The following is a 26,384-nucleotide window of genomic DNA, read 5'->3' on the forward strand; positions in this document are numbered from 1 at the left end:
TCAGAAGCAATAAAGTTCGAAAGCGAGATTTTGAACTGCAAAAGCCGTCAGGGCAATAAAACGAAGGTTCTAGAGAAGAACCGCCGGTGATATTCATGAGCAAGGAATGTCCAGACTGCCACGGTCGTGGCTATGAAATAATTTCTACCGAGGTCTGTCCTCTGTGTAAGGGGAAAGGCAAGTCGAAATCGATTGATTTTATGAAAATTTCGGAAAAAGATATTGACAGTTTCCTGAAAAACGGTGCGGAATGCGAAAAATGTAAGGGTACGGGAAAAATAGAGGTTAGCAAGCCCTGTGAATCCTGCAGAGGGCTGGGGAATATTTTTTCCTGCAAGGTCTGCGGCACACGCATTTACGGAGCGGAAGAACTCGAGGATGAAATATGCAGTTCATGTTCCCGTTCTCAGTATGTCTATGCCCTGGACGACTCATGCGACCTCAAGGACGTGGAAGCAGGAAAACTTTACCATGGGATAGTGAGCAGCGCAGCCTCTTTCGGGGTCTTTGTGGACCTGAACTCTCACGTAAGGGGACTTATGCACTCAAGCAATGTGGAGGTCCCGCCTGATGTCGGGGATGCCGTGATCGTCCTTGTGAAAAGTATCAAAGCCGGAGGAAAGCTTGACCTTATCCCAAAGACCATTGCGAAGTATGAGACCATCGAGCTTGAAAAGGAACTTCCTGTCAAGAATTCAGCAGAAATCGAGCCCAGCATGAAAGGCAGGCTTATCCGGATTGAAGGAGAGGTCATCCAGGTAAAGCAGACCAGCGGCCCGACCATTTTTACGATAAGTGATGAAGGGGGTTTTGTCCCCTGTGCAGCTTTCGAAAGTGCTGGAAAACGGGCTTACCCCCATATTGATGTGGAAATGGTTGTGTCCATTACCGGGGAAGTGACTCTTCGGGATGAGCAGGTCCAGATCGAAGTCATGAGCATGAAGCTGCTGACCGGGGCAAAAGAGGTTGAGGTCAGAGCCCGGGTAGAGAGGGTAATTGAGGAAAAAGCGGCTCCTGCTGACATTCCCTTCCTTGTTGAAAGCGAAATCATGGAAAAGCTCAAGCCTCAGATGCTCCACGTTGCAAAAGAAATCAAAAAAGCGATTTTCCATTCCAAACCTATCATCCTCAGGCACCACGCCGATGCAGACGGGATTACTTCTGCCATTGCCATTGAGAGGGCAATCCTCCCACTGATTACGGAAATCGGGGGGGCGGATGCAGAATATTACTTCTACAAGCGTGCTCCTTCCAAGGCTCCTTTCTATGAGCTTGCCGATGTTACAAGAGACATCTCCTTTGCACTTGAAGATGCTTCCAGGCATGGGCAGAAAATGCCGCTGGTAATTCTCGTGGACAACGGCTCCACGGAAGAGGACGTACCTTCCATGAGGCAGGCCCGGGTCTACGACATCGACCTCCTGGTAATCGATCACCACCACCCTGATGAGATCGTCGACCAGTTCCTTATAGGGCACGTTAACCCTGCCCATGTAGGGGGAGATTTCGGAGTCACGGCAGGCATGCTCTGTGCTGAAGTCGCCCGCATGATCAACCCGGATGTCAGCAATACGATAAGGCACTTGCCTGCGGTTTCAGCCGTAGGGGACCGTTCGGAGGCCCCGGAGGCTGGAAGGTACATCGGGCTTGCCTCGGATCGCTATACCCTTGCAGATCTGAAGGAAATGGCCCTTGCCCTGGATTATGAGCAGTTCTGGTTGAAGTTCAGCAGTGGAAAAGGCCTCATTGATGACATCCTTGACCTGGGAGACCACAAGACCCACAAGAGACTTGTCTCTCTGCTCTGCGAGCAGGCGAATACCATGATCAAGGACCAGCTTGATACCTGCCTTTCTAACGTCAAGTCCCATAAACTTGCCAACGGGGCTATCATGAATGTGATTGACGTCGAAAACTATGCCCAGAAGTTTACCTTCCCGCCCCCGGGAAAGACCTCCGGGGAGGTGCACGACGTGCTTTGCAAGCGGAACCCCGACAAGCCTGTGGTAACTATCGGTTACGGCCCGGATTTTGCAGTCATCCGCTCAAAAGGTGTGCTCATGAACATCCCGCGGATCGTCCGGGAACTCCGTGAAGAACTCGTGGGTGCCGGGGTCAATGGAGGCGGGCACCTGGTAGTGGGCAGCATCAAGTTTGTGGAAGGGATGCGGACCGAAGTCCTCTCAAGGCTCGCCGAAAAGATTGCATCTGTGGAAGTCGAATTCTAATTACGGCTTCTAAAAACTTTTTTGTTTTTCCCTTCCTTCCCCCTTCCCTTAAACAGGGGAAGGAAATGGGCTGCCTTGAAGGCAAAACCCAGTACTGTTTTACTCTGCACTTTTTTAATGATAGCTTAAAAAAGAATAATGATAGCTTAAAAAAGAATAATGATAGCTTAAAAAAGAATAATGAGAGCTTAAGAATAGAAGAACGAGAGCTCAAAAAATGTAAATTTTTCGGGAAACCTTTCCTGAGAAAGGCTTTCCGCAGAAACAAATTCTTTCTGTCTTTTCGAATTATTTTAGAATTATTTTCGAGTTTTTTTCAAATCCTTTTCGGTATTTTCTACTTTCTTTCCCTGTTTTTCAGTCCACCCGCACAATTCTCACAAGGGACTGAATGGGGACATTGGCAATGGTGTCTGCGCCCTTTTTGTCCACCAGGACTACTACTACCCTGGGCTTTGCATCCATTTCCCTCAGGTGTTCAATCACTTCCATTGTGGTGGAACCGGTGGTGATAACGTCGTCCACGATCACACAGTTCTTGCCTGCAACGCTTCCGAAGTTCCGGCTGATTGTCCCTTTATGGCCGGGCTGGACAACGTCCTGTCCTTTGCGGGAATGGTAGAGAGCAAAGTCCGCTCCCAGTTCGTTTGCCATCATGCTTGCCAGGGGAACGCCGCTTGCTGCAACACCTACAACTACATCCACTTCGGCGTTTGTTTTTTCCAGAGTTTCAAGCACCATGTCGCAGAGGGCGAGGGAAATGTAGTGGAGCCTGGTTGCACTTTTTCCTATGCTGCTCCAGTTTACGGAAATGTCTTTCGGTGCGGGGGCTGTTACATCCTTTTTCGAGCGTGTCAAAAGCCAGGTTACCGTTTCTCTGGAAACGTTGAGTTCGTCGGCAATCTGGCCGGTTACAAGCCCGTTGTTCTGCAGTTCCACAGCTTTCTGGATTAAATCGTCTATATTCTTCATGCCTCCATTCCCACCTTAAAATTGTTTTTTTGTTTTTATAAGCAGTATTTTAAGGCCTATCTTCCGGATGCTCTTAAATACTGTCTGAAAACCTGTAATCCAGGTATCCAATCACTCAGTTACAGACATTATTACACTATCAAGCGTTATATCTTTTTCTTCAGCTTCCGGTCTAACCTTTAACATTCTTTTCTCTTTATTTTTCCTTTTTTCCGGCCCTTCGCTTTTTCCCCTTTCTGTGTTTGCCTTTCAAACCTTTCTCTTTCTTTTCTTTTTCAGAGCTGAACCGCAGATAGGGCAAACCTCGCCTTTTTCAAATGTTTTTTTGCAGCCAATGCACTGCTTCTGCCAGATTATAAGGTCCCTTATTTTTTTCTGGGCAATTGGCTTAACCTGGATTCCCAGCTGCACGGCAACGTTCTGGACCGCATAATCATCCGTAAGCAGCACGGCAGTGTCCCTGTGTTCCAGGGCTTTTGCAAGGATTTCAATATCTGTTTTTGAAAGCTCTTCCACATCCCGGGTGTGCTCTGCCATCTGCTTTATCTCTTTTACCATCTCTGGCTCGGGCCATTCCACCCGGAGTCCCCCTTCCTTTGCAAGGTCAAAGCGAAGAAGGGCATCCCTGCTCTTCAATTCATCCGCAACCGAAGGAACAGTTATCAAAAGGGAACTGTCCACGTCGCAGTTTCCCATTATAAAGACTGCCGAATCTGCTATGTAACGGGTCATTTTCCTCCTCTTTTCTCTTTTAGTATATAATCCATTGGCTCTTCTCCGTTGCCTCCGGGTTTCCTGAAACACCGGGTTTTTAATTTTTCCAGCTTTTTCCGAAATTTGTGGTGTTTAATTGCAGGAGAAATAGGAATCACTTTAGAACGAATCACTTTAGAACGAATCACTTTAGAACGAATTACTTGAAAACGAATCACTTTAGAACGAATCACTTTAGAACGAATCACTTTAGAACGAATTACTTGAAAACGAATCACTTTAGAACGAATCACTTTAGAACGAATCACTTTAGAACGAATCACTTTAGAACGAATCACTTTAGAACGAATCACTTTAGAACGAATCACTTTAGAACGAATCACTTTAGAACGAATCACCTTAGAAAGAATGTCTGTTGACGGAGCCCGGCCGAAAGAATCGGGACAGATGGTATGCGGGTAGTGAATCCCTTTTTCAGAACAATAAGTTCTAATTTATGATACTTAATGGTATATATCTAAACAATTTCAATTTATACATTAAGACCTGCCGTTTCCATTTATCATTTATCCAGGTCTGGTGCTCTATTATTTATAATGGGGATGATGTCGTTTTGAATTGAATTTCATCGAAGGTATCGTAGTTTGACCCGCCTGGGAGTATTTTCTTACGGGCCGGGGTTTATTTTTTGTGTTTTTACTCTTATGGGGGTTCCGGTTGTTGTACAGGGCAGAATTGACGAAGATCTTTCTGAAATTTGTGCTAATTGTAGCCCTGTCCGTATCCGTCGTTTTATCCCTGTTTATGCTGTTTAATTTGCACTGAATGAGGGTGTTGATAAGGAGGGTACAGGAGCAAAAGCTCGTCCAATACTTTTTTGAATCTAAAAAAATGCCTTTTCAGGGAGCTTTTACCTGAAAGCCCTATGAAAAGGCGGAGTGTAAATGAATTGTGGAGTTAAAACAGCTCTCTTAAGGTTTTTCAGTTAAGGCAGATCTTTTCTAGGCCTGAGATGACATCGGACAGAAGTTCAACCGGAATTCCGATAATCATTTCTTCGTCTGCGATTTCGGTATAGGCCCGGCTTCCGCTGCAGCCTACGGTAATTCCGATCTTGCCGTCTCTGTAGGCCTGGACAACGCCGTCGGAACAGATGCTCTGCTTGCCTGCAAAACTGACTTCCAGCCTGCCTCCTATCTTGTACATGATAGCCTGGGTAAGCAGCATGATCTGTTTGGGGTTGCAGATGAGCACCACAACATCGGGGGCAAAGGATGCTTTTTCGAGGGGTGAGTACAGGACAGCTTCCATGCTGTTCGGGGGCAGGGTCGGGGCCATTTCTACGGTGCGCCTTGAGGCACTGGAGGTACTGAAATGCTTCAGTCCTTTGTAGTAGAATTCTCCGCTGGCTACTTTTGCAGGCATTGTGCCAAGGCCCATGGATGCAGCTCCGCCTTTGCACATCTGGTCTTCTCCAAGGGAGTAGAACTCTTCTCCGTTCCTCCTCACCCTGTCGATCATCTGGCAGTGCCGCATGGTCTCACCTACCTTTTTGATCCCTTCGGGGATTTCCTCTCCTGCAGGAATAAGTTTTACTGCAACGGGGGAGGTTTTGAGTTTCAGGCATTCAACCATTTCCTTGCCGTAGCTGTTGATTTCTTTTATGTCCATTTTCTCACCTTTTTTGAACGGTTAATTTTGAAACTAATATAATATATTTTTATTACTTATGTTTGTTCAGTTTTGGATAAACAATACACAACCGTATTTAATATAAATATTCCTAAGTTTATATTTTCTGAAAAGATTTTGGCAGTTCTCTTATTTTTCTTAAGAGTTGTCTGAGGATTGCGTTTTGAATATCACGGCATTCAACATTTTTTAAGGGCATGTCCAGCCAGTATAATCTCCTGTATGTATCCGAAAATGTGTCCAAAAGTGTGTTCGAAACTGTATCGAAACCGGTACTATAAATGAATGGTTTCGGAATGTATTACTCTAATTTGTCAAAGATGATTTCCATCTTTCCCATATCTCTTGCCAGATTCTTGGAAATCATGCCGTTTTCAAGCCAGCAGGCATTCATTACTGCTGCCGGGACCAGACATGTCGGAGTAAGGGGCGCTTCAGCCATTTTCTGGGCAAGAGTGGTGTCAGGGCCGCCCATCAGGTCTTTCATCTCCATGTCAAATTGTGTGCCCCATTTCCTGAGTTTTTCACATGTGGTCTTGATATGCACGTGAGTTTTCTTGCCTTCTTTGGTGGCAACGACCTTTGTCGTATGTCCGCAGACTGTGTTTAAGGAAAGTTCGGTGACCATTATGTTTTCTCCATTTTATGCATTACATGCACTTAGAGCCGGATGGTTCCGGCCTGTGAATGTAATCATGATTTTTTTAAGTTTGTGAAATTAGCTGTTTGCCGATCTCTCACGTTTTTATGCACTTTGTTTTATATTTATTTTTTCCCTCCCTATCTTTTTTATGGATTGGTTTTTATACTTATACTCTATTCTTCCACAGGCCTTTTCCCGGGCATGCCCGACTCAGACTCCGGGTCAGGTTGCAAAAGTCAAGTTTTTATGGGTGCATGATCGTAAAGTTCTTATACGATTCTACTTGTATTGGTAAGTCCAATAGCAAAAATGCTAATTAAACACTCCTATTAATACAATTAATATATTATCAGTGCAATTAGGCTACTGAAGGGTATGCTCTCGCTCTGATCGGGATCACCAGTATTACAGAATTAAAATACGGTAAATCACAATTGAGTACGGTATATCTACAATTTAAATGATGTAAGGCATCAAATAAACAAAATATTAATTGACAAGACATTGATTATAGTTCAGTTCAATCATGAGGTTTTAAAATGAGATGGCAAGGCAATTCCAGAAGGAGAGTGACCGGTGGAAAGGTCATCGCTGCCCGCGGGAAGCGTAAGTTTGAGATGGGCCGCGAATCTGCGGATACCCGTATCAGTGAAGTAAAGAGGAAAAATGTCCCCACAATGGGTGGCAACAGGAAGGTAAGGCTTCTTCAGTGCAACGTCGCAAACGTGACGAACCCGAAGGACGGAAAGACCGTGACCGCCCCAATTGAGACTGTAATTGACAACGCTGCAAACAAGCACTACGTAAGGCGTAACATCCTCACAAAGGGTTCCGTCATAAAGACTCCCATCGGTTCTGCAAAAGTTACTAGCAGGCCCGGGCAGGACGGAGTCGTAAACGCCGTATTGATCGAGTGATTCAAAGAGCCCTGGCCTCCGCATCAGGGGATTCTTTGCCCAAAATTTTTATTCCTTTTTGTGCCGGTGACCCCCATGGACGATAAAATTCGACACATACTGGAGATTCTTGAAAATGATGCCCGGGCAAGCCCGGAAGAGATTGCAACACTTACTGGTATGTCTCCACAGGAAGTTACCCAGACAATCTCAAAGCTTGAAGAGACGGGAGTCATCCGTCACTACAAGACCATTGTCGATTGGGACCTTGTTGGGGAAAACTACGTATATGCAGTGATTGAGCTGAAGGTTACCCTTGAGCGCAACCAGGGCTACCAGGCAATTGCCGAAAGGATCTATAAGTTCCCTGAGGTCAGGTCCGTCAGGCTCCTCTCCGGGGATTATGATATTTCTCTCACTGTCCGGGGTAAGTCCATGAAGGATGTAGCCTTTTTCGTGGCAGAGAAGATTGCAACCCTTGACCAGGTCCAGAGCACGTCTACCCATTTCGTGCTGAAAACCTATAAGGAGGACGGGGTAATTCTCCACGAACCGGAAGCAATTAAAAGGCTCCCGGTCTCGTTTTAAGATGGGGACCCTTAAAGCCAAATTTTTTTATTCCATTTTATATTCTATTTAACTCATCATATTTTTGATCGGGGTGTTTGCTTGAGACCTCCATGTGATCCTTCAAAATTTGTTGCGGAAACAGTTAGAAGTGTCCCGCCCTCAGGGATAAGGCGTTTTTTTGACCTTGTTTCCGGGCTTGAGGACATAATCTCCCTTGGCGTAGGGGAGCCGGATTTCATTACTCCCTGGCACATCCGCGAAATGTGCATCCACTCCCTCGAAAAAGGGCAGACCTCATACACTTCCAATTATGGGCTTCCGGAGCTCAGAGACGAACTTACCAGGACTTATTACAGGCGCTACGGCCTGGACTACGACCCTGCATCCGAAATCCTGGTCACCACCGGGGTTAGTGAGGCCCTTGACATAGCGGTCCGGGCAGTTGTCAATCCCGGAGACGAGGTCATCGTGGTTCAGCCTGCATATGTAGCATATGTACCAGCGGTTGTCCTGGCGGGAGGCAAGCCTGTGATCGTATCCACTCACAGGGACGATGAATTCAGCCTCACCGCAGAAGCCCTCAAACCTGCAATCACCAGCAAGACGAAGGCAATCATACTTAACTTCCCAAATAACCCTACCGGAGCAATAATGGGTCAGGAAGGGCTAGAGGACATCGCCGATCTTGTGGTGGAAAATGACCTGTTCGTGATCTCGGATGAGGTTTATGAATGCCTTACTTATGAGGGCACTCACGTCCCCTTCTCATCCCTTGAAGGCATGAAAGAGCGGACCGTTATGCTGAACGGTTTTTCCAAGGCTTATGCAATGACCGGGTTAAGGCTTGGCTTTGCAATGGGTGCTCCGGAGATTATCCGTTCCATGATGATGATCCACCAGTACTCTATGCTCTGCGCCCCCATAACCGCCCAGGTAGGGGCAATTGAAGCTCTCAGGAATGGAAAAGAGGAGATGGAGCGGATGGTTCGGGAATACGACCGGCGCAGGAACTTTGTCGTCAGGGGCTTTAACAGGATAGGGCTTGACTGCTGCAACCCCAAAGGCGCATTCTATGCCTTCCCTTACATCGGGGATACGGGCCTTTCATCTTCCGAGTTTGCAGAACGCCTCCTGAATGACAAGAAAGTTGTTACTATTCCGGGAGATGTCTTCGGAGAAGCAGGCGAAGGTTTCCTACGCTGTGCCTATGCAGCGTCTATGGATGACCTTAAGAAAGCAATAGATAGAATGGGAGATTTTGTAGACGGATTAAAACGGTGATCCTGGCCGAAATGATTTTTTTCGGTCTTTAATCTTTCTACTTTTTTAAAAACAGTTTAACTCGTTTTTAATTGTCTAATTACTTACTTTTTTCTTAGTTACTTCTTACTTTTTTCTTAGTTACTTCTTAGTTACTTCTTAGTTACTTCTTAATTAATAACTTGTTTTTTTATTTTTAGTGAACGTTTTTTAAAAATCTAATTAGCAGGATTGAAACTTTTGCATTCAGTTCTCTTCGTCATCCATCCTCATTATCAGGGCGCTTACTTTGTCATCCATTTTTTCTATTAATTCGTTCATCTGGCTGTACCATTCGTCCACATTTTTCTTTACCATCTGCTTCATTTCCTGGGGCTCGATGGCTACGTATTCGTAGTAGTACCCACCACTTTCAATGGACCGGGTTTCACGGTAAACAATCCCGCATGAAATAAGGTTCTGCAGGGAACGGTATGCGGTGCTTCTCTCTCTGTTAAGGATTTCCCCCAGTTTTTCGGCTGTGAGAGGGCCGTGTGCGAGCAGGGCCTTGTATGCATCGATGTCAAGGGACTTCAAGCCGAGCACACATTTTACCATGTCCTCGCACCTGAAACTTGCTCTGATCATCTCATGAATAGAATTTGCCATAAAACCACTATTCAAAGGCTGTTTGCCTCTTGTATTCAATTATCATATTCCCCAACCATGCCAGATCAGCACGTCCTGACAGAAGGGCACGGTCTTTTATACTTATTTTTACTCATTCTGGAGGAAGCATTGTTAGCGGATTTCAATTTCACTTCTTTTAGTCGTACTTCCCACTGGTATTGAACGCTATTTTTGTTACTTAGTTATCTTTATTGGTGAATATATTTATAAACTTATTTATCTCTCTTATATTCTATTTTTCTTATTTTATTTTATTGGTGCGGTCGTCCCCAAAATGTACACATCCGATGGGTAATTCCAGCCAGTTAATTATATATATAGTTTCCTGACTCAATTAGCGGTTGACGCTTATGAAACCTATTATTCCCGAAGATGAACGTTCCTCCGAACCTCTTGACACCGAGAGGATAATCTACCACCCGGACATGGTAAAGGCTAATGAATGGATTCTGAGCGAATACGAAGCCCCTTTTCGGGAACTATGTATTTTTGTCCCCTGCGCCAAACGAAAACCCTACCATGAGAGCCCGTCCCATAAAAAATTTGACAGGATCATTTTCGGGGCTGCAAAACCCGAGGATGTGCATATCGTAACTTTCGGGACCTGTGGGGTTGCCCCAAGGGAACTTGATACGCAGTACCCTTTCATGCATTACAGTTTCATGATGGGAAAATGCAACGTAACGCAGATCAAGAGAGATTTCATAAAGATTGAAAGTGAAAGGCTTGCCAGTTACCTTGAAAAGACCCGGGATAATTACAGGCACAGGATAGCTTATTGCATTGGGGATTTCCGGACTGCCATGGAAAAGGCCCTGGAAATGGTGGACGTCAAAGTTGAAGTGGTCCCCAAAGAGTCCACAATCCAGAGTATGCTCCAGCCCGAGAAGTCCTTCATCTACAACAGCCTTTCCAGTAAAGAGTACCTGCAGGACTTTTCAGATGCGATTACGGAAGCATTAAAGCTTCCCAGAAGGAGAGTTGGCCTCCGGGAAGACCTCTCGGTTGACGATACTGACTGGTATCTCCTGTGAGAGTCTCCCGGCCTGTATGCTTGTGAGCCCGGTTCATACAGGGCATTCGCTACGCTGAAAGCAGGGTAACCTACCAGGTTCCCTATATCTGCTCAACTGCAAGCTCTTAATTAAGCTCTTAATATCTGGAGGCAGCTGATAGGGCTGGCAGGTCTCTTCAGTTTTTGCTGTGCTTTTACTGTGCTTTTACTGCTTTTACTGTGCTTTTACTGTTTCGAAGTTTAAAACTGCGAAACAAAGGTCCTTGCCTGCCAGAGGGCAATGACTGCCAGGATCAGGATCAGGACCATCCACATGACGTCCGCTGCGGGTATGAATGAATTTGCCCAGTATGCATTGTACGCTTCCATAGCAGCTGCGGTTTGTACCATCTTTTCCCTCCTTTTCTTTTACACATACCTGAGGCAGGCATCCGAGCCCCGGACTTTCCCGAAGTCGGTAATTATGTATTTATGCAGCAGGAAATCCTTTTTGTAGATCCCTTCCTCGTCGACTTTCTGTTCCACGTCTTTCAGCATCCCTCCGGAGGCAAGTTCGAGGATGTCGAAGTTGATGCTGTCCCTTTGGAAATTCCCCCTCAAGTTGTATTCTTCCTGGATTTTTGAAACGATCTCATAGTTCCAGTGTTCTTTTCCATCCAGGAACAGCTCCAGGATCCTGAACTTTATGGGGCGGTTCTTTCCCATTTTTACTCACCTCTCAGGGTTTCAAGTTCTCCGGCTTCTTCCGTGAACATGATGAAACTCCCGGCAACGCAGAGCGCACCTCCCAGCAGAATTGTCCACTGAGGAACATCTCCGAAGAAGAGGAAGATGAAAATAATGGCACACAGCCCGTAGAGGTTTCCTATCCCCTGGCCTCTGCCGACCCCTATCAGGGGGAACGACTTGTACCAGCAGACGTAACAGAACCCAAAAGTGATCCCTGCAAAAATCAGAACCAGAAGCGTCAGGGGTTCAAATGCCTGGAATGCAAAGGAGTACATCGGATAGCCAACTATTGCCAGAAGTGGGACAATAATGATCCACCAGATGATGTTTTCCCCAAGGAACCGAAGAGTAAGCCCCACATCCGGCTCGGAAATGTCAAGCCCTTTGCCTGCAATTGCACCTTCAATCCCCCAGCCGGCAGCAGCCATCAAACCTCCAAGGTATCCTATCCAGGGGACGTCCCCTGCAGCAATCTCGGTTATAACCCCGCCGCCAAAGATTGTGATCCCACCAAGAATAATGACTACAATTCCGATTGCTGCTCTCTTGCTGATCTTTTCCCCATACCAGTAATAAGCAAGTACCGAGCCGATCACAGGATAGAGAAGGGCAGCAACGGCTGCAAACGCCCCTCCTATAAAGCCCATGGCCATAAAGGAGCCGAGAATTGCTATGGGCCCTCCGAAGATTGAGGCCAGGAAGAACCACTTGGAGCAGGGATGAAATTCCTTAAGTGTCCTCCCCAGTTCTCCGAATTTTCCAAGCACTCCGTTCCAGAGCATTAGGGCCAGCATAACTGTAAGTGCGTTAAATGCGGTAATCAGGGCCGCAGTTACTACCAGGGACACCGCATCTCCGCTGGTCCCGGCAATAACACCATACATTTCGTCAAAGGGGTTTAGTACCCACACAACAGTGCCTGGCAGGTACCAGATCCCCCAGAATATAGCACAAAAAAGAGCCCACATATACCCTTTACTGATTTTCCGTTTGCTTTCCTGCGCTTTCAAAGCTTTGAGATCCACGCCAACTCCTCCCTTTTTAAGGGTTATTTGGGGGGGGCAGGTGTTCCCGGGACCCAGTTCCCAGAACCGGTAAAAACCGGCATTTGAATCCCGGGGCCTCTCTGCTCCCCTCTTCTATATTTTTAGTGCTTAAGGGCTGCCTTTACCTTGCTTACGGCATCAGTTGCACTTTCCCCGTAGATATCTGCCCCAATTTTATCAGCCCAGTCCTGGGTGACCGGAGCCCCCCCTACCATGGTCTTGATCTTATCGCGGATTCCTGCTTCTTTGAGCTGCTCCTCGATCTGGATCTGGTTTACCATGGTGGTGGTCATAAGGGCGGAACTTGCAATAATGTCGGGTTTGAGTTCCTTTGCCTTTTCAACGAAGGTCTTAATGGGCACGTCTCTTCCGAGGTCCACCACGTCAAAGCCCGCAATGTTGAGCATGGAGGCAACTATGTCCTTTCCGATGGAGTGGATGTCTCCTTCGATGGTCCCGATGACGACTGTTCCGAGCTTTGCGGTTTTGGATTTCCGCCTCTCCATCTCGGGTGTCAGAACATCGATTCCTGCTTTCATCGCCTCGGCAGCTGCAAGCACGTGGGGCAGGAAAAGGGTTCCCTGCTCAAACTGTTCGCCTACATACTGCATGCCTGCGGTATAGCCGTGTTCGATAATTTCCACCGGGTCGATCCCGGCAGCAAGGGCTTCGTTTGCGGCTTCAGCTGCAATGTCTTCATCAAAATCGGTGATCGAAGCTTTTGCTTTTGCTATAATCTCTTCTTTGCTAGCCATTTTTATCTCCTCCTTTGTATTAGCCCTCTCTAAAAGCCCTGTCAGCCCTGTCGACAACTGCCTTCATGTCCTTGAGGATGTCCGCATCTATTGGCGGCACCACGTGGTTTTTCAGGACATCCATTACCTTTTCGTTTGCCACTGCTGCAAGGTCCTTGGAGCCGGCTGCGGCCCAGTCCCCAAACATCTTTCTGTCAATTATCATCGGGTCGGACGGGTAATTCACAAGCATCCTGGTCTGCTTGAGGGCCAGGAAGTTGTTTCCGATTCCTACCTTCTGGATGGAATCCACAGCCAGGGTTTCGGTGGTAACCGGAACTCCCTGCATGGCTTTCTTTACCATCCTGACGATATCGTTGTCAATTACCAGCTGTTCCATTGAGAATGTCATTCCAAGCTCAAGCATCCCGGCCCCGTAAATCGTGTTTGCCCCTGAGAGGGCTGGCAGGAGACAGGTCATGGTCTTTTCATGTCCTGCCTGGTTATCCGGGACCTTGGCGTCAGCCTAGGTGCCTGCCACATAGGAAGGGAGGCCGTAGAACTGGGCGAGTTTGGCTACAGATGCGCTGATCAGCCCGAGTTCCGGGGATCCTACCGGGGCAGTTCCTTTCTTCAGGTCAAAGGTTGTGGTGGAACTTCCGTACCAGACTTTGGCTCCCGGTACGGTTAGCTGAGCGAGAGTGATCCCTGAGAGGACTTCGGCATTGTGAGTAACCAGGGTTCCTGCAAGGTAGACCGGGGAAGACCCTCCGGACATTGCCATGCTCAGGACATTTACGGGGATTCCAAGACGTGCCCCTTTAATGATGACCTGGCAGGCGTTGACGCTGAGCTCGAGCGGGCTGGTCGGGCATAGGAGCATGGAGAAGATAGGCTTCTTCCTGGCTTCTTCTTCGTTGCCGCCGTAGTAGGCTTTTGCGATGTCCCAGTAGTATTCGACGTTTTCGCCCACAGGGTCGATGTGGTGGAAGTGTTTGGCAGTGTTTGAAATCGGGGTCAGGGTCTCGTGGACGTCCTGGGCGCCCTTCCCGGCCCAGTCCCTTGCAGAGACAGGCAGGGAGAAGTAGTCGATGTTTTCGGCCCAGTCACAGAGCTTTGCAATGTCTGCAATGTCCTGCTCTACCGAGTCCACGGTTACGTACTTCCCGTCCTTGTACTTGCACATCTTGACACCGGTACCGAAGCAGGTCCAATGTACCTTGCCCCCGGCTTCCTGAACGGTATTGTACTTCTTGTCGCGCCCCCAGAGCACGAATCTTGAGGGTGCGAGCTGAAGGGCTCTTCGGACAAGATATTCCGGGATCTTTACGACCTGGGTCTTATCATCCACCTCACAGCCGTTTTCCTTGAATATCTTCCTTGCCTCGGCATCCGATACCTGGATTCCTGGATTCATCAGGACTTCCATTGTGGCGTAGTGGATTGCCTTGAGTTCGTCCAGGGTGAAAAGGCCCAGTTCCACTCCCTGAAGGGAATTAAATCCTGCAAATGCATTACATTGTGCCATTTTCTCTCTCCTTTTTCTCTAATTTTCTTCTCATTGCTTCCAGTTGTTTTTCATCTTCATTGGGGCAAATCCCTATTTTTCCCTGAGATCTTTTCCTGAAAATTTTCCCTGTGATCTTTTCCTGAAAATTTTTTTCCCTAAAATTTATCCTGAGATTTAGGATTTTTAGCGGCTCTGAATCCTGTAAGTTCCTTTTAAGCTCCTTTTTTACAGTCTAAACTATCCGCTTTATGAGATTTTTTTAATGTCCAGCCTGTTTCCCCTCAGGATAGTCTAAGGAACGCTTAATTCTATTTTTTAAGTACAATTCGGATCTTAAGGCTCTTTTTCCGGATATGCCCCCATGTAAGTTTTTCCGGATATGTATTATAATATTCAGTTTATTTTTAGCCCCGCGTATATATCTCCCTAAAACCTTTTCCTGATCGAAAAATCTTTTCCTGATTTCGCAGGATCCTGATCTCGCAGGGTTATCTGCAGCTTTTAGCAGGGTTATATGCGGCTTTATCTACAGTTTTATCTACGGTTTTCGGGATTCTCCTCCAGTCTTCGGCATCACCTTCCTGTCTGTTTCCTGAAAAGCTCGCAGGAGTTTATCTTGATGCCGAGAAGCTTTTCGATGTTCATCTTTGCGGCGAGGCCCTTGGCTGCGCCGGGCACCGAAGTGATCACTCCGATGTCAAGCTCCTCGCGAAGCTCACGCATGACGTACTCGTCTGCAAGGGATATTGTGTCTACGTTGAGCTTCTTTGCCACGTATTCTTTTGCTTCTTTTATCCTCATGTTCTTTGAGAACTGCATCCTTGCAACCAGGTCTCCTGCAGCCCTCATCCCGGTCATCCCGGAAGCCATTATGTGTGCAATCGGCATACCCAGTGGGTCGCCGACCCCGATCTATATGCCGTCGACGCCTGCAATCTCGACCATTGCCTTACTGGCCCTGGTAACGGCGTCAATGGGCGGGGTCTCAAGCATCGGGATTCCGCCGACTCCCATGCCCATGTCAACGTGGCAGGGCAGGGTTGAGACCTTTACGGCTTCCTTGATGAAGGTCACTGCACGGGCCAGGTTCCAGGCTGAGGTCTTGCTGGTGTTGGTGTTGACTACAGGCCCGAAAACGTTTGCTCCGGCTTTTGCAATCAGGGGTGCCTGCTGGTGCGGCCAGAGCCCGGCAAGGGTTGTGCCGTCGTACTGCAGGCCTCCGTGCATCCCGAGCACCATTTCTCCTGCCATTCCGGCTTCTATATACATGTCCGGGAACTCTTTCCTGAGGGCTTCAATCGCATGCAGGGTGCCGTACATGTCAGCGTCTCCGGCTGCTGCAGTTGTGTCAAAGTTCACCCCGTCTGCTCCGGAAGCAAAGAGCTTCTGCATGATCCAGACCGTGTCTCTGGTCAGGTGATCTGCGGCGTGCTCCATGGAGTCCCAGGCTTCCTGGATCTTGAAGGCCTTCATAAGGTCTCCCGGGTTTTCGAAGGGCCCGTCTGGAGTGTAGTACAGCCCCATGTTGGGCATTGCCCCGTAGAAGAGAGGGATAATCATGTTCTGCTGGCAGACTTCCATTGCCTGGCACTCGTTTGAAACTACGGGCTTGACCGGCTTGTAGCTGTAGTCGATGTGTCCCAGTTCCATGGTGTCTGCGCCAAAAGCCCTCTCGTGCATCATGCAGCCTACCAGGCGGCTGGAAGGGATCCCCACACCGCTGTTGCCCTGGTCCCCGTCGAGCCGGATGGTCCCGATGTCGTGGGTTACGGGCACTTCCATGCCATGCTCAACGCTTACAGCTTTTCCGGGCATCATAAGGATTGCAGCCAGCTTTTCTATCTCGTTCCCGCTCAGCGCAGGAATTTCCCCGAGGTCTGCAGCGTTTGCAGTTCCAGCCTCCAGTTCCTCCATAATTTTTTCTTTTGTCAGGAAGATTCTCTTTCCGTCCCCCATTCTCAAAGCATATTCAGTTGCCATCTCTCTCACTTCCCGACGAGCAGTTCTTTTGCCTTTGCCACGGCTTCACTTGCGTTTTCAGCGTAGCAGTCAGCCCCTATCTTGTCGGCCCAGGCCTGGGTTGCAGGTGCGCCTCCTACCATGACTTTCACCTTATCCCGGATCCCGGCTTCCTTCAGGAGTTCAATAACTTCTCTCTGCCCCTGCAGGGTCGTGGTCATCAGGGCCGAAAGCCCTATCATATTTGCATTTACTTCCTTTGCCTTGTCCACAAACTGCCTGATAGGCACGTCTCTTCCCAGATCGTACACTTCAAACCCTGCGGACTGGAGCATCGTGGAGACGATGGATTTGCCTATGTCGTGCACATCTCCCTCGACAGTTCCGTTAACGATGACTCCCAAGGTCTTTTTCTGGGCTCCTGCCGGCATATCGGCTTCAAGGACCTTGACCCCCGCAGTCATTGCATCTGCAGCCATCATCACATGCGGCAGGAAGAGTTTTCCCCTCTCAAAGAGGACACCTACTTCGTTCATCCCGGCTGCAAGTCCCTTGTCAATAATCTCAGCCGGTTCCATTACCTCTTTTGCCTTTTCAACGGCTGCAATCACCCTGTCCTTCTTGCAGGAAATGATCGCTTCCGAAAGTTCCTGAAGTAATTCTTCTTTGCTTGCCATTTTCATACCCCCTATCCGGGTTCATATCCTCAGGGCAGGAATAGTCTTTTCTCAGGAAAAGAATGTCCTTGCCCCCCTTTCCAAATTAAAAATCCTCCCCAAAAGAAGTTCCTCCATTCAAGGAAATTGGTTTATTTCTTCCTATCTTCCTGAAGGATCGGATTTTTCTTTCCGCAATATAGTCCCAACTCTATATTCGCCTGTGAATCCTTTCCCAGGGTTCACCCCCTTCCTGAAGTTCAACCTTGAGGTGCCAGAAGACTTTTCTCAAGTATCCTATTTTTTCAGGCTTTTCTAACAGTTATTTCGTTATGAATCTCCCGAAAGGCTTCCCAAAAAAGGCTGCCTGGAAGTTTCGTTTTTCCAGGATTTATTTCTCCCCTATTGAATATCTTTTAAATCAATATATTTAATTATATTCTTCTAAAATTTATTTTTTTGATTGTCGATCTTCATGCTTTCTTTCTTTTCTTCACTCATGATTACAGAACTTCATCTATTTTTTACTGCGAATCCTTACTGAACTTCGTTACTAAATTGCTGTTCTCCCTCATGATGCAGTTTTCAGTCCTCAGGATTCGGTAGTCTTGGTATACTTTTCAGTCATGTGAGTATATTTTTTAGTCACACGATTGTACCTTTCAGTCATTTGAGTATACTTTTTAGTCACACGATTGTACTTTTTAGTCAACGAAATACTCTTTTCAGTAATCTTGCTATTCTTTTTGATGGTCAGGATATATTATTATGAAAAAGGCCTTCAGCTTCGCAGCCGGTGAGGGCGTTGGTGCCTGAAAAATAGATCAAAAAAGGTTTTTAAGACAACTGAACGATTGGATTACAGCTACTTTGTCCGGACGGATTCATTTCAGCTTGATTGAAGTTTCAATATATTTTTTAGTACAAAATTGGAATCAATGGGCCAATCAGGTGAAAAATAGTAGCCTGAATAAATAATCAGTTGGTAATTCGTTATAATTGGTTGATATATTCGTTATAATTGGTTGATATATTCGTTATAATTGGTTGATATTATACTATGCTACATATTGAAATACTCCGGCTGGTCCGAGAAATACTTCTCTTAACCAGGATACATTTTTTCAGTCCGGCTGATAAGGAGTGCCTCTGCCAGCTTGCCTTATGGTGCCCCATAATAACGAAATTAAAACCAGATATAAATAATATTAAATAAGAAATTTAAGAAAGAGACATAAAAAACGAGTGATTTTCAGACTTTATTCGTTTCTTTTTTGTTTGCAGCCTTAACTATTTTTTGGTCGCTTTTACATTTTTCCCTTTCTTTTGTCTTCTTTCTTACTCTGTTTTCTTTTTTCCTTTGTAAAGATCGAGCTGATGCCACGGGGCAAAAACGACAATTATATGACGACTTCCGTTTGTAATGGCCAGAATTCAGGAAAAGGAACGGATACGCAGTGAATACAGTGTCGCTTATTTTGTTGCTGCTTTATTCTGTTGCTACTTTATTTTGTTGCTGTTTTATTATTCCTCATCAAGGCCTGAGTTTTCCCCGACTGAAAGCATAAGTTCCCCGTAGAGCAGTTTTTCCAGGGTTTCGGCGACGTACTTTCTCTGCTGGTACTTCTGGATGTCTTCGTGCATCCTGAGGTCCGAATCCACCTGGACCCGGAGGAGGGCGAAGTGGAAGGCTTTTTCGTTTTTTATCTGCAGGGTGTAGAACGTTTCCAGAAGGTGGGGGAGTTTCAGGGGGTCTTCGATGATTTCACTTAAAAGCAGCATTTCTTCGGGGATGTTTTCTGTATGCTCGGATATGTCCTTCTTACCTGTGATAAGCTGCAGGTCTTTCTCGGAATATACTTTCCCGAGGATAATTATCTGGTTGTTTATGTTCCCAACTCCTTTTAGGATCACTCTGTACGTAAAACCGTATCCATAACGGTCTCCTGGGATAAAACCCCGGGTTTTGGAAGTAAAACGGGAATGCCCGGGGTTTCAGGCAAGCATTCCCTTCACGATTACGTCGATTGCATCGTCTTCTTCAAGGCCGCGGGCCATGAGGGTTTCTACTTCTTTTTTGTCCACGCAGCCGATGGCAGCCTCATGGGTCACCTTGGCAAGGGGGTTGTCCACACGGACAATGGGCACGGCTTCGGCTTTTGCGTTGCCCTGGATGACTTCCATACAGTCAACGTGCCCGCGGGCTCTCGGGGCATGGCCCTCCGTAATTCCCCTGAATATGGATTCGGCATTGTCGGTGATGGCAAGCCGGCTTTTAATTACGCTCCTGGCATTTTCCCCGTTAAGGGAGATTTTCTCAAGGATCTTTATTTTGTCGTCCGCTTTTCCGTAGACCTTGGTGACCATTTCGCAGATTGAGTCTTTTTCGGCATCCACACTGTAATCGAATTCAAGGTATCCCACCCTGCCGGAAATTAAGGAAAAGTTTGTGAAATAGCTTCCTCCTTCCTCGATTATTATGTGGGCTTTCGGAAGCACCTGGATGCCACCGTGGGGGCCGTGGAAGTGGGTTTCGGTGTATTTTAAGGATGCGTTCTTTCCGATGACCATCTTTGCGTCCATTTTGTGGACAACTTTTTCAGCGTTAGGGAAGGTGCAGTGGGCGATGAGTTCCACCTCAGAGTCTTCTTCGGCCACGAAGTCCATCAGGATTTCCTGGATCCCGTCTTTGGGGATCAGCCCGAAGCAGAGGTGGACCGGCAGCGGGATTTTGTACCCTTTAAGGATGGTCATTTTAATGTCCACGCCGTGCTCTGTCTCTTTCTTTTCGAGCACAATGCCTTCGGTCCCGTTTGCGCTGAGCACCTTATTCCCGCTTACCACGAGGCTGGAGGCTTCATGGTTGTGCAGGACTGCAGCATCTCCTCCGGCTGCGGTATAGGCTTCGGCAATGTCTTCATCATCCCGGGAAAGCGCGTTCAGTGTTATCCTGGCCATGGTCAGATCACCTTTGGGGGGGATACCCGGCTGTCACAGGGTATGCATCTGTTTTTGAAAAATTCGCTGATTTCCAGGGGGTCTCCGCTCCTGAGGATGGCCCCTTCACACATCAGGGAAGCTTTGTCCGAGGCAGCTGCGATTTCTTCCCTGTGCGTGATCACAAGCACAGAGGAGCCGTTTTCCTTGAGGGTCTGGATAAGGGCTACGATTTCTTTTAAGGAGACAACGTCAATTCCCGAGTCAGGTTCGTCAAGGATGGCAAGTTTCGGCTTCATGGTGATAATGGAGGCAAGCTCGATACGCTTTCTCTCTCCTCCGCTGAGCGCCTCTCCTACTTCCCTGTCCAGGTACTTCTCAGGCTTGAGGTCTACCCTGGTAAGGGCCTCCTTGAGCTTTTCTTCCGTGATTCCGCCGTTATCCCTTGCCCCTATTGCGAGGTAGTCCCTTACTTTGAGCCCTTCGAAACGGGCAGGTTCCTGCCAGGCAAGGGTTATGCCTTTTCTTGCGCGTTCGGTTATCGATAGCTCTGCGATATCTTCCCCGTCAAAGATGACGCTGCCATCCTCGTGTTCATACCCCTGAAGCCCCATCAGGGTATAGGCAAGAGTACTTTTACCTGCGCCATTTGCGCCTATGATACTGTGGATTTCCCGGTCACCTACCTCAAGGTTGACCCCGCGCAGGATTTTTTTCCCGTCACGGCTTAATGTAAGGTTTTTTAAGGTTAGAATCTATGACACCTCTAGCAATTTTTTAATTTGCACATTGCAGCAGTTCCTTGCAGCGCTGCAGGTCTTTAACGGTATTCACATTTATTGCTAGTTTGGGATTATTCAATATCAGATTAAAGTCTTCCTGTTCTTGTCGGATTTGTGAACTGTCCAGGATGTTCACTCCAGTGGGCACTATGAGCTTTCCATCCTTGTTAAAGACCGTATCCGGCCGGATTCCTGCTTCCTTGCAGATATTAATCGGGACATAAACCGAGAGTGCCGGCTTTCCTTCTTCCTTGTATTTCTCGATAACCGAATCGATCAGCCCCGGGTCGAGCAGGGGCAGGTCGGACATGATGACCATCACAGGCCCCTCTGAGCCGGAAGTTTCTACGGCGTAGATCATGTCTGCTACATAGTTCCCGCCAAAGGTTCTGATTACGGGGACTTCCCCTTTATAGCGCTCCTGGATCATGATCTCTGTCTTTGGGGTGACCGGTGAGACTGCTACGGAGACTTTGTCTATATTCTTTGCGGCTCTAAGGGTATCGATTACATAGCTAATAAGAGGTTTTCCAAGCAGTTCAACGCAGGGCTTTTCCCCCATCCCAAGCCTCTGCCCGAATCCCCCTGCCATTATAATAGCGTCCATTCCATGCCTCCAAGGTTTCCGTTTATTGTCAGTTTCAGGATAATTGCAATAGTAATCAGGGCCGCCACCCTGCCGATTTCGTTTGCCGTACCGATTCCGTCGCCGTTTAAGCCCCCAAAGTGTGCATAGCTCCGGTTCAGGAGCACCAGGGACGAGATACATGCTGCAAGGTAAGGGAGCAGCCCGATGAACCCGAAGGGCAGGGAACATACAACTGCTCCGAAAGTGAATCCTATAAGGAAATTCTTCCGGGTTGCCCCGTTTATAGTCATGGCCCCAAGGCCCGGGTAAGCCTGATCTTTCGGGGGAGGAATCGGCTTTCCGAATGCGGCAATGGTGAGCATGGACTGCTTTGCGCTGACCTCAGCGATAAACATGGCTGCAAACAGCAGAAGCGGAAGATCGGAGCCTGAAGCTGCCGTACCTTCTTCCAGGACAGCCCTGATTGAGCCGTAAAGCGTAAGTAACAGAAGAATACAGAAGGATACCCCTCCTGTCCCGAGGGTCGTGTCTTTTAAGGCCTTGATTTTTTTTTCAAGCGACCCATGGGCCATGAAGCCGTCCCCTATATCTGTGACCCCATCAAGGTGGTTAAAGCCCGTAAGATAGTATATGACTGCCATTATCAGGGCTGCAAGGATAGATGCCGGAAAAATTGCCTGCCCTATATATGCGGCTGCTCCGATAAGCAATCCGAGTACGGCTCCCACAACAGGATAGAAGAATATTTTCTTCATAAGTTCATCGATCCCTTCCATGCTGATGCCCACGGGGATCGTGGAAAGGAAGCCAAAACCAGATTTAAAAGCGAGTAAATATGAATTCATGCTGTACCGCCCGTTTTTTATTCATTTCTTGCAAAGTCTGCCATCGCTCTTGAATACATGTTTGAGGACACGCCCCCGATAAGGCCCCCTATTACATCGTCCATGAAGGGGCCCAGTGTAGCAAGGATGCCCGGCTTTTGCTTGTCATACCTGACAAATTCGAATGTGCCTTTAGAGCCGCTGATGTAGTTTGCAATGCTGTTTCCCAACACCTCGTCCGCAATAATAAAACTCAGGTCCCTTTCATAGGAGCTTTTGCTGAGGTTCGGGAGCTTCCCGGCCCGGCCTTCCCGTTCAAGCAGGACCCCGGAGTAAATCAGAAGGCAGAGGTTCGGGTCCGAAAGGGCTATTTTGAGTTCCCTTCTAAATACTTCTTCGGCCTTTTCCCTGGTTTCGAGGCCAGGGTGCGGGACATACATCTCAAGAGCCGTATCAGCAAGGTCCTGTACGCTTATGCCTTCTTCTGCCAGGACATCGAGAATATCGGTGGCGGCTTTTCCCTCTAATTCTTCAGGCTGCCCTTTTTTCAGGTCCCTCTCCTCAATATCGGATAGCTTCATAATGATCACTTCGGGAATTGTCAAAACGGTTATTCAGCTTTACTAAAAGATTACTTGGCTTTACAAAACGGTTAATTCGGCTTTACGAAAAGGTTAATCCGGCTTTACAAAAAGGTTAGTTCGGATTTAAATATTTATGCTGGTTGATATAAATGGGTTCAGTCACATACGGATGCGTTACAGATACGGGTGCTTCACAGATACGGGTGCTTCACAGATACGGATGCGTTACAGATACAGATAGCTCAGGATAGCCGGATAGGTCCCTGAGATCTGGATCACTGCCACGGAGGCGGCAAGTGAGAACCCTGAAGCAATTGCTATTAATTGGGACACCCTTTTTATATCTTTTACTTCCGTAGGGACATATGCGGCTCCGAGCACGTAAGTGTTGGGCTTTTCAAGCTTGACTCCAAGGGCTCCGGCCGTAGCTGCCATCGGGTAGCCGGAATTGGGGGAAGGAGTCTTCATTCCGTCTTCAAGAGCGCTTTTTATGCTGTTCAGGGGGCTTATTCTGCCTTCTTTTCCGGGAATCAGGGCCACGGCAATGGCTGCGGCAAGGATGAAGATGACGGAAATCCGGGCGGGTATCCAGTTCAGTACGTCATCGGACCTTGCTGAGAAATACCCAAGTTCCCTGTAAGGCTCGGTTTTGTACCCTACCATGGAATCCAGGGTACTTATGGCTTTAAACGCATATGCTGCCACAAGCCCGAGTTCCCCGAATATGGCGTAATAGAAAATGGGGCTCAGGATGCCGTCCACGTAATTCTCGGATACCGACTCCACGACTGCCGAAGACATCTGGGTCTTTGTCAGTTTGGAGGGGTCCCGGCTCACATAGATCGGGAGCAGTTCCTTTACTTTTTCAAACCTGTCTTCCTCCAGGTTTTTGTAAATCTCCCGGGCGGGGGTAAGCAGACAGCGGATGGCAAAGGTGGCTTTCAGGAAATAAGCTTCTATGAGGAGCCCGAGGACTGCAGGGACCGCCTGGAGGTTTGCAACATAGAGGACAGCGTAGCCCAGAGAGGACGCAAAAAGCACACAGCAAAGGGCCATTCCCACGCCGTAGAGCTTCCGGTGGGTTTTCGGGGCTGCCTTTTTGAAAAACCCTATCAATTTCCCTATCCACACGACAGGGTGCACGGCAGCCGGGGGTTCCCCTAAAAATATGTCTATAGCTGCCGCAAGCAGGAGTACCAGAGCAAGGTGTCCGCTGTCCGGTAAGATCATAAGATGGGCTCCATCACTTTCTTCCAGGCGACTTTCACAAGTTCGTCAGTGTCCCCTTCCTGCATGAGGCAGTCAAGGACTTGCTGGGCGATTTCCGTTTTGTGGACAAGGTGACAGTCTACACAGCTCCAGACCCGGCCTCCTCTGGAACTCTGGATCCATTTCCCGCCTGTCCGCTCATTTTCACAGGGGTAAAACGGACAGAAACAGAAGGTGCAGTTCTGCCCTTCGAAATGGCAGGGGTAATACTCGCAGGTCTTCCTGCCCCCTATGCCTTCTTCGGCGGCTTTTTCAATCACGTTTTGCAGTTCGTGTTTCGCCTGTTCCCTTCCCCACTGGGTAATCACGTCCCCGAGAGCAGCTATGAGCCTGTCGTTTTCTTCGGCGGTCCTGACTGCGACCCTTATATAATTCTTCCCGAGACCGTGGAAGGACACACAGTCCCGGACAAGGACGCCGCGGGCTGCCATCCTGGCACTTAATTCACTTGAGTCAAGCATGAATTTGCTTATATCGACAAAGATGTAGTTGACGTTTACTTCCCCGGCTTCAAAGCCCCTTATCCTGTCAAGTTTCGCTTTGAGCTTTTCTCCGTCTTCCCGGATCATTGCCCTTGCTTTTTTCAGGTAAGGGTTATCGATCCCCCCTTCCACGTTGAGAAGGGCTGTGCCGACAGCGTTTGCCACTGCCCCCAGGTTCCAGGAGAGCCGGGCGGTGTTCAGGAGTTCTGCCATTCCCGGGGAGGCTATCCCGAACCCCATCCGAATCCCGGGGATTGCAAAGGCCTTGGTAAGGGACCTCATCACGAAAACGTAGTCGTTGCTTGCTGCAAGGTCTGCAACGCTCTGGGCAGGGTCAGAAAGTTCAATAAATGCTTCGTCTACATAGAGCAGGGTCTTATGTGCCCTGCAGCGCTCTGCCAGGGCCTTGATCTCCTCCCTGGTACGGAGTTTTCCTGTGGGGTTGTTGGGGTTGCAGATAAAGAGGATTTTTGCCTTTTCCAGTACTTCATCCGGGAGGGTTTCCACTTCGTCCTGCCGGGGATACTCGATTTTTGCCCCCATTACGCGGCACTGCATTTCGTATTCCCCGAAAGTGGGCCACGGGAGGAGGACGGTGTCTCCTTTTTCTATCACACATTCGACAAGCAGCCGGACAATTTCGGTTGAACCGTTGCCCGGGATTACGTTCTGAGGAGCTATTCCCAACCCTACAAACCTTGCAGCAGCTTCCCTGAACTCAAGGTACCTGTTGTCCGGATATTCCAGGATTTTTCCGAGGCTCTTTTTTAGAATATCATCAAAGTTTAGTCCGCTTTCCGGATATTCAAAGGGGTTTCCAAGCGGGTTAAAGTTTGCACTAAAGTCAAGGATTTCGCTTTCAGGAATCCCGTAAGTCTCCGAAGTTTCCTGGATTAACCCTCCATGCCTGCAGGGCTCCAGGGCTAGCAGATGCTCCCTCAAAGGTACACTTCTTTGCTCTGACACGTTGATCGCAAATATTTAGCGTGAATCATGTATATTAAGTTGTTTATTATATTATTCAGTGCAAACTTGCCTTTATTTGTTCTGGGATTGTTTGATCACGAAAACTGATGCCTTCGGAATCCATTCTACTTTATTTTACAAAATAAATATTTTATTTGTGTCTTGTGATCTTGCCTCAAGACTGTACTTCACCACGGGTCCCGGATGAATATCGAAAAAGTAAAATAGCATGTTTTTGACTACTACCATCCAAAAGAGCTGGAGAAGATTGGGAGACTTTCGGAATTCCTGTGGACCCGTTGTTTATCAGTCTTTTATCCGTCTCTATCAATCGTTTATTAGTCGCTTATTAGTTGTTTATTCCTGCAGGGGTTCTACGATCTTTGCAAGAATTTTAGGGCTCCTTCAGGACTTATGGGCCTGCACTCCAGCTAATCAAGAAATATGCATAACGTACAGTTCAGCTAATCAAGAAATATGTATATTCTCTATACTTCAGCTAATCAAGAAATACATATATATGGTTTACACATATGAGTCGGCGGATTTGCCACCTTGAGGACTTAATCCTTCAAATAATCTTAACATGCTTACTTTAAATCAATCCTTAACCTTTAAATAATCCTTAAAATACTTCAATAAAATCCAATCCGTTGAG

The 26,384-nt window shown here is 47.6% G+C and carries 24 protein-coding genes and 2 pseudogenes; 5 read left to right on the forward strand and 21 right to left on the reverse strand.

Going from position 1 to position 26,384, the window contains the following annotated elements; translation table 11 throughout:
• Positions 1–95: 95 nt before the first annotated feature.
• Entirely contained in the window at positions 96–2,228 is a 2,133-nt protein-coding gene (locus FTO70_RS07115) for a DHH family phosphoesterase (protein ID WP_255335055.1), read from the forward strand.
• A gap of 357 nt (positions 2,229–2,585) precedes the next feature.
• On the opposite strand, the gene FTO70_RS07120 is transcribed toward FTO70_RS07115, so the two are convergent.
• The 5 genes from FTO70_RS07120 to FTO70_RS07140 form a co-directional block, all read right to left on the reverse strand.
• On the reverse strand, positions 2,586–3,200 hold the full coding sequence (locus FTO70_RS07120; protein WP_255335056.1) for an orotate phosphoribosyltransferase-like protein: 615 nt from the start codon (positions 3,198–3,200) through the stop codon (positions 2,586–2,588).
• Positions 3,201–3,449: 249 nt separating this feature from the next.
• Positions 3,450–3,932 carry an NOB1 family endonuclease gene (locus tag FTO70_RS07125; protein ID WP_255335057.1) on the reverse strand — a complete coding sequence of 161 codons (483 nt, stop codon included), beginning with the start codon at positions 3,930–3,932 and terminating at the stop codon, positions 3,450–3,452.
• Entirely contained in the window at positions 3,929–4,297 is a 369-nt protein-coding gene (locus FTO70_RS07130) for a hypothetical protein (RefSeq protein WP_255335058.1), read from the reverse strand. The genes FTO70_RS07125 and FTO70_RS07130 overlap by 4 nt, the downstream gene beginning before the upstream one ends.
• Positions 4,298–4,895: 598 nt before the next feature.
• Positions 4,896–5,585: a DUF169 domain-containing protein gene (locus FTO70_RS07135; RefSeq protein WP_255335059.1), complete on the reverse strand. Its 690-nt coding sequence runs from the start codon at positions 5,583–5,585 to the stop codon at positions 4,896–4,898.
• Positions 5,586–5,907: 322 nt separating this feature from the next.
• The gene (locus FTO70_RS07140; RefSeq protein WP_255335060.1) at positions 5,908–6,234 is read right to left on the reverse strand and encodes a hypothetical protein; all 327 of its coding nucleotides are present in this window, start codon (positions 6,232–6,234) and stop codon (positions 5,908–5,910) included.
• 554 nt (positions 6,235–6,788) lie between these two features.
• Here FTO70_RS07140 and FTO70_RS07145 point away from each other — a divergent pair.
• The 3 genes from FTO70_RS07145 (at position 6,789) to FTO70_RS07155 (ending at position 8,996) form a co-directional block, all read left to right on the forward strand.
• Positions 6,789–7,166 carry a 30S ribosomal protein S8e gene (locus FTO70_RS07145; protein ID WP_255335061.1) on the forward strand — a complete coding sequence of 126 codons (378 nt, stop codon included), beginning with the start codon at positions 6,789–6,791 and terminating at the stop codon, positions 7,164–7,166.
• Between the two features lie 75 nt (positions 7,167–7,241).
• Positions 7,242–7,733: an Lrp/AsnC family transcriptional regulator gene (locus FTO70_RS07150; protein ID WP_255335062.1), complete on the forward strand. Its 492-nt coding sequence runs from the start codon at positions 7,242–7,244 to the stop codon at positions 7,731–7,733.
• An 81-nt stretch (positions 7,734–7,814) separates the two neighbouring features.
• Positions 7,815–8,996, forward strand: coding sequence for an aminotransferase class I/II-fold pyridoxal phosphate-dependent enzyme (locus FTO70_RS07155; RefSeq protein WP_255335063.1), 1,182 nt, complete (start codon positions 7,815–7,817; stop codon positions 8,994–8,996).
• Positions 8,997–9,221: 225 nt separating this feature from the next.
• Here FTO70_RS07155 and FTO70_RS07160 read toward each other — a convergent pair whose 3' ends face one another.
• Complete coding sequence (locus FTO70_RS07160; RefSeq protein ID WP_255335064.1) at positions 9,222–9,623, reverse strand: helix-turn-helix domain-containing protein; 402 nt, start codon at positions 9,621–9,623, stop codon at positions 9,222–9,224.
• Positions 9,624–9,994: 371 nt separating this feature from the next.
• Between FTO70_RS07160 and FTO70_RS07165 the strand changes: the two genes are divergently transcribed.
• Positions 9,995–10,678, forward strand: coding sequence for a DUF5591 domain-containing protein (locus FTO70_RS07165; protein ID WP_255335065.1), 684 nt, complete (start codon positions 9,995–9,997; stop codon positions 10,676–10,678).
• Positions 10,679–10,899: 221 nt separating this feature from the next.
• On the opposite strand, the gene FTO70_RS07170 is transcribed toward FTO70_RS07165, so the two are convergent.
• From FTO70_RS07170 to cobD, 15 genes and pseudogenes are all read right to left on the reverse strand, one after another.
• Complete coding sequence (locus tag FTO70_RS07170; protein ID WP_255335066.1) at positions 10,900–11,049, reverse strand: hypothetical protein; 150 nt, start codon at positions 11,047–11,049, stop codon at positions 10,900–10,902.
• Between the two features lie 18 nt (positions 11,050–11,067).
• Positions 11,068–11,364 (reverse strand): hypothetical protein, encoded by a 297-nt coding sequence (locus FTO70_RS07175; RefSeq protein WP_255335067.1) that lies wholly within the window; start codon positions 11,362–11,364, stop codon positions 11,068–11,070.
• A gap of 2 nt (positions 11,365–11,366) precedes the next feature.
• Complete coding sequence (locus FTO70_RS07180) at positions 11,367–12,413, reverse strand: DMT family transporter (protein WP_255335068.1); 1,047 nt, start codon at positions 12,411–12,413, stop codon at positions 11,367–11,369.
• 122 nt (positions 12,414–12,535) lie between these two features.
• The gene (locus FTO70_RS07185) at positions 12,536–13,189 is read right to left on the reverse strand and encodes a B12-binding domain-containing protein (RefSeq protein WP_255335069.1); all 654 of its coding nucleotides are present in this window, start codon (positions 13,187–13,189) and stop codon (positions 12,536–12,538) included.
• Between the two features lie 19 nt (positions 13,190–13,208).
• A pseudogene (gene mttB / locus FTO70_RS07190) lies at positions 13,209–14,696 on the reverse strand ([trimethylamine--corrinoid protein] Co-methyltransferase).
• A 555-nt stretch (positions 14,697–15,251) separates the two neighbouring features.
• Positions 15,252–16,658: pseudogene (mtbB, locus tag FTO70_RS07195) on the reverse strand ([dimethylamine--corrinoid protein] Co-methyltransferase).
• A 5-nt stretch (positions 16,659–16,663) separates the two neighbouring features.
• Complete coding sequence (gene mtbC, locus FTO70_RS07200) at positions 16,664–17,314, reverse strand: dimethylamine corrinoid protein MtbC (protein ID WP_255335070.1); 651 nt, start codon at positions 17,312–17,314, stop codon at positions 16,664–16,666.
• A 1,503-nt stretch (positions 17,315–18,817) separates the two neighbouring features.
• Positions 18,818–19,207, reverse strand: a complete 390-nt coding sequence (locus FTO70_RS07205; protein WP_255335071.1) for a hypothetical protein — start codon at positions 19,205–19,207, stop codon at positions 18,818–18,820.
• 81 nt (positions 19,208–19,288) lie between these two features.
• Entirely contained in the window at positions 19,289–20,251 is a 963-nt protein-coding gene (locus FTO70_RS07210; protein ID WP_255335072.1) for a SufD family Fe-S cluster assembly protein, read from the reverse strand.
• Positions 20,252–20,253: 2 nt separating this feature from the next.
• On the reverse strand, positions 20,254–20,985 hold the full coding sequence (locus tag FTO70_RS07215) for an ABC transporter ATP-binding protein (RefSeq protein ID WP_255335185.1): 732 nt from the start codon (positions 20,983–20,985) through the stop codon (positions 20,254–20,256).
• A 22-nt stretch (positions 20,986–21,007) separates the two neighbouring features.
• Positions 21,008–21,619: an NTP transferase domain-containing protein gene (locus FTO70_RS07220; protein WP_255335073.1), complete on the reverse strand. Its 612-nt coding sequence runs from the start codon at positions 21,617–21,619 to the stop codon at positions 21,008–21,010.
• On the reverse strand, positions 21,604–22,446 hold the full coding sequence (gene cobS / locus FTO70_RS07225) for an adenosylcobinamide-GDP ribazoletransferase (RefSeq protein WP_255335074.1): 843 nt from the start codon (positions 22,444–22,446) through the stop codon (positions 21,604–21,606). Before cobS ends, FTO70_RS07220 begins: the two co-directional genes overlap by 16 nt.
• Before the next feature lie 17 nt (positions 22,447–22,463).
• Positions 22,464–23,006, reverse strand: a complete 543-nt coding sequence (cobZ, locus tag FTO70_RS07230; protein ID WP_255335075.1) for an alpha-ribazole phosphatase CobZ — start codon at positions 23,004–23,006, stop codon at positions 22,464–22,466.
• Positions 23,007–23,234: 228 nt separating this feature from the next.
• Positions 23,235–24,239: a cobalamin biosynthesis protein gene (locus FTO70_RS07235; protein WP_255335076.1), complete on the reverse strand. Its 1,005-nt coding sequence runs from the start codon at positions 24,237–24,239 to the stop codon at positions 23,235–23,237.
• Complete coding sequence (gene cobD, locus FTO70_RS07240; protein ID WP_255335077.1) at positions 24,236–25,726, reverse strand: threonine-phosphate decarboxylase CobD; 1,491 nt, start codon at positions 25,724–25,726, stop codon at positions 24,236–24,238. The genes FTO70_RS07235 and cobD overlap by 4 nt, the downstream gene beginning before the upstream one ends.
• Positions 25,727–26,384: the final 658 nt, after the last annotated feature.

The organism is Methanosarcina sp. KYL-1 (genome assembly GCF_024372725.1).
Taxonomy (GTDB): Archaea; Halobacteriota; Methanosarcinia; order Methanosarcinales; family Methanosarcinaceae; genus Methanosarcina.

What these genes read in the sequence shown, in the direction of transcription:
- mtbC (WP_255335070.1), bottom strand. Translation starts at nt 17,314, where the DNA reads ATGGCAAGCAAAGAAGAATTACTTCAGGAACTTTCGGAAGCGATCATT.
- FTO70_RS07175 (WP_255335067.1), bottom strand. Translation starts at nt 11,364, where the DNA reads ATGGGAAAGAACCGCCCCATAAAGTTCAGGATCCTGGAGCTGTTCCTG.
- FTO70_RS07150 (WP_255335062.1), top strand. Translation starts at nt 7,242, where the DNA reads ATGGACGATAAAATTCGACACATACTGGAGATTCTTGAAAATGATGCC.
- FTO70_RS07140 (WP_255335060.1), bottom strand. Translation starts at nt 6,234, where the DNA reads ATGGTCACCGAACTTTCCTTAAACACAGTCTGCGGACATACGACAAAG.
- FTO70_RS07160 (WP_255335064.1), bottom strand. Translation starts at nt 9,623, where the DNA reads ATGGCAAATTCTATTCATGAGATGATCAGAGCAAGTTTCAGGTGCGAG.
- FTO70_RS07235 (WP_255335076.1), bottom strand. Translation starts at nt 24,239, where the DNA reads ATGATCTTACCGGACAGCGGACACCTTGCTCTGGTACTCCTGCTTGCG.
- FTO70_RS07210 (WP_255335072.1), bottom strand. Translation starts at nt 20,251, where the DNA reads ATGGCCAGGATAACACTGAACGCGCTTTCCCGGGATGATGAAGACATT.
- FTO70_RS07125 (WP_255335057.1), bottom strand. Translation starts at nt 3,932, where the DNA reads ATGACCCGTTACATAGCAGATTCGGCAGTCTTTATAATGGGAAACTGC.
- FTO70_RS07135 (WP_255335059.1), bottom strand. Translation starts at nt 5,585, where the DNA reads ATGGACATAAAAGAAATCAACAGCTACGGCAAGGAAATGGTTGAATGC.
- FTO70_RS07115 (WP_255335055.1), top strand. Translation starts at nt 96, where the DNA reads ATGAGCAAGGAATGTCCAGACTGCCACGGTCGTGGCTATGAAATAATT.
- cobS (WP_255335074.1), bottom strand. Translation starts at nt 22,446, where the DNA reads ATGAATTCATATTTACTCGCTTTTAAATCTGGTTTTGGCTTCCTTTCC.
- FTO70_RS07170 (WP_255335066.1), bottom strand. Translation starts at nt 11,049, where the DNA reads ATGGTACAAACCGCAGCTGCTATGGAAGCGTACAATGCATACTGGGCA.
- FTO70_RS07185 (WP_255335069.1), bottom strand. Translation starts at nt 13,189, where the DNA reads ATGGCTAGCAAAGAAGAGATTATAGCAAAAGCAAAAGCTTCGATCACC.
- FTO70_RS07165 (WP_255335065.1), top strand. Translation starts at nt 9,995, where the DNA reads ATGAAACCTATTATTCCCGAAGATGAACGTTCCTCCGAACCTCTTGAC.
- FTO70_RS07220 (WP_255335073.1), bottom strand. Translation starts at nt 21,619, where the DNA reads ATGGACGCTATTATAATGGCAGGGGGATTCGGGCAGAGGCTTGGGATG.
- FTO70_RS07120 (WP_255335056.1), bottom strand. Translation starts at nt 3,200, where the DNA reads ATGAAGAATATAGACGATTTAATCCAGAAAGCTGTGGAACTGCAGAAC.
- FTO70_RS07145 (WP_255335061.1), top strand. Translation starts at nt 6,789, where the DNA reads ATGAGATGGCAAGGCAATTCCAGAAGGAGAGTGACCGGTGGAAAGGTC.
- cobZ (WP_255335075.1), bottom strand. Translation starts at nt 23,006, where the DNA reads ATGAAGCTATCCGATATTGAGGAGAGGGACCTGAAAAAAGGGCAGCCT.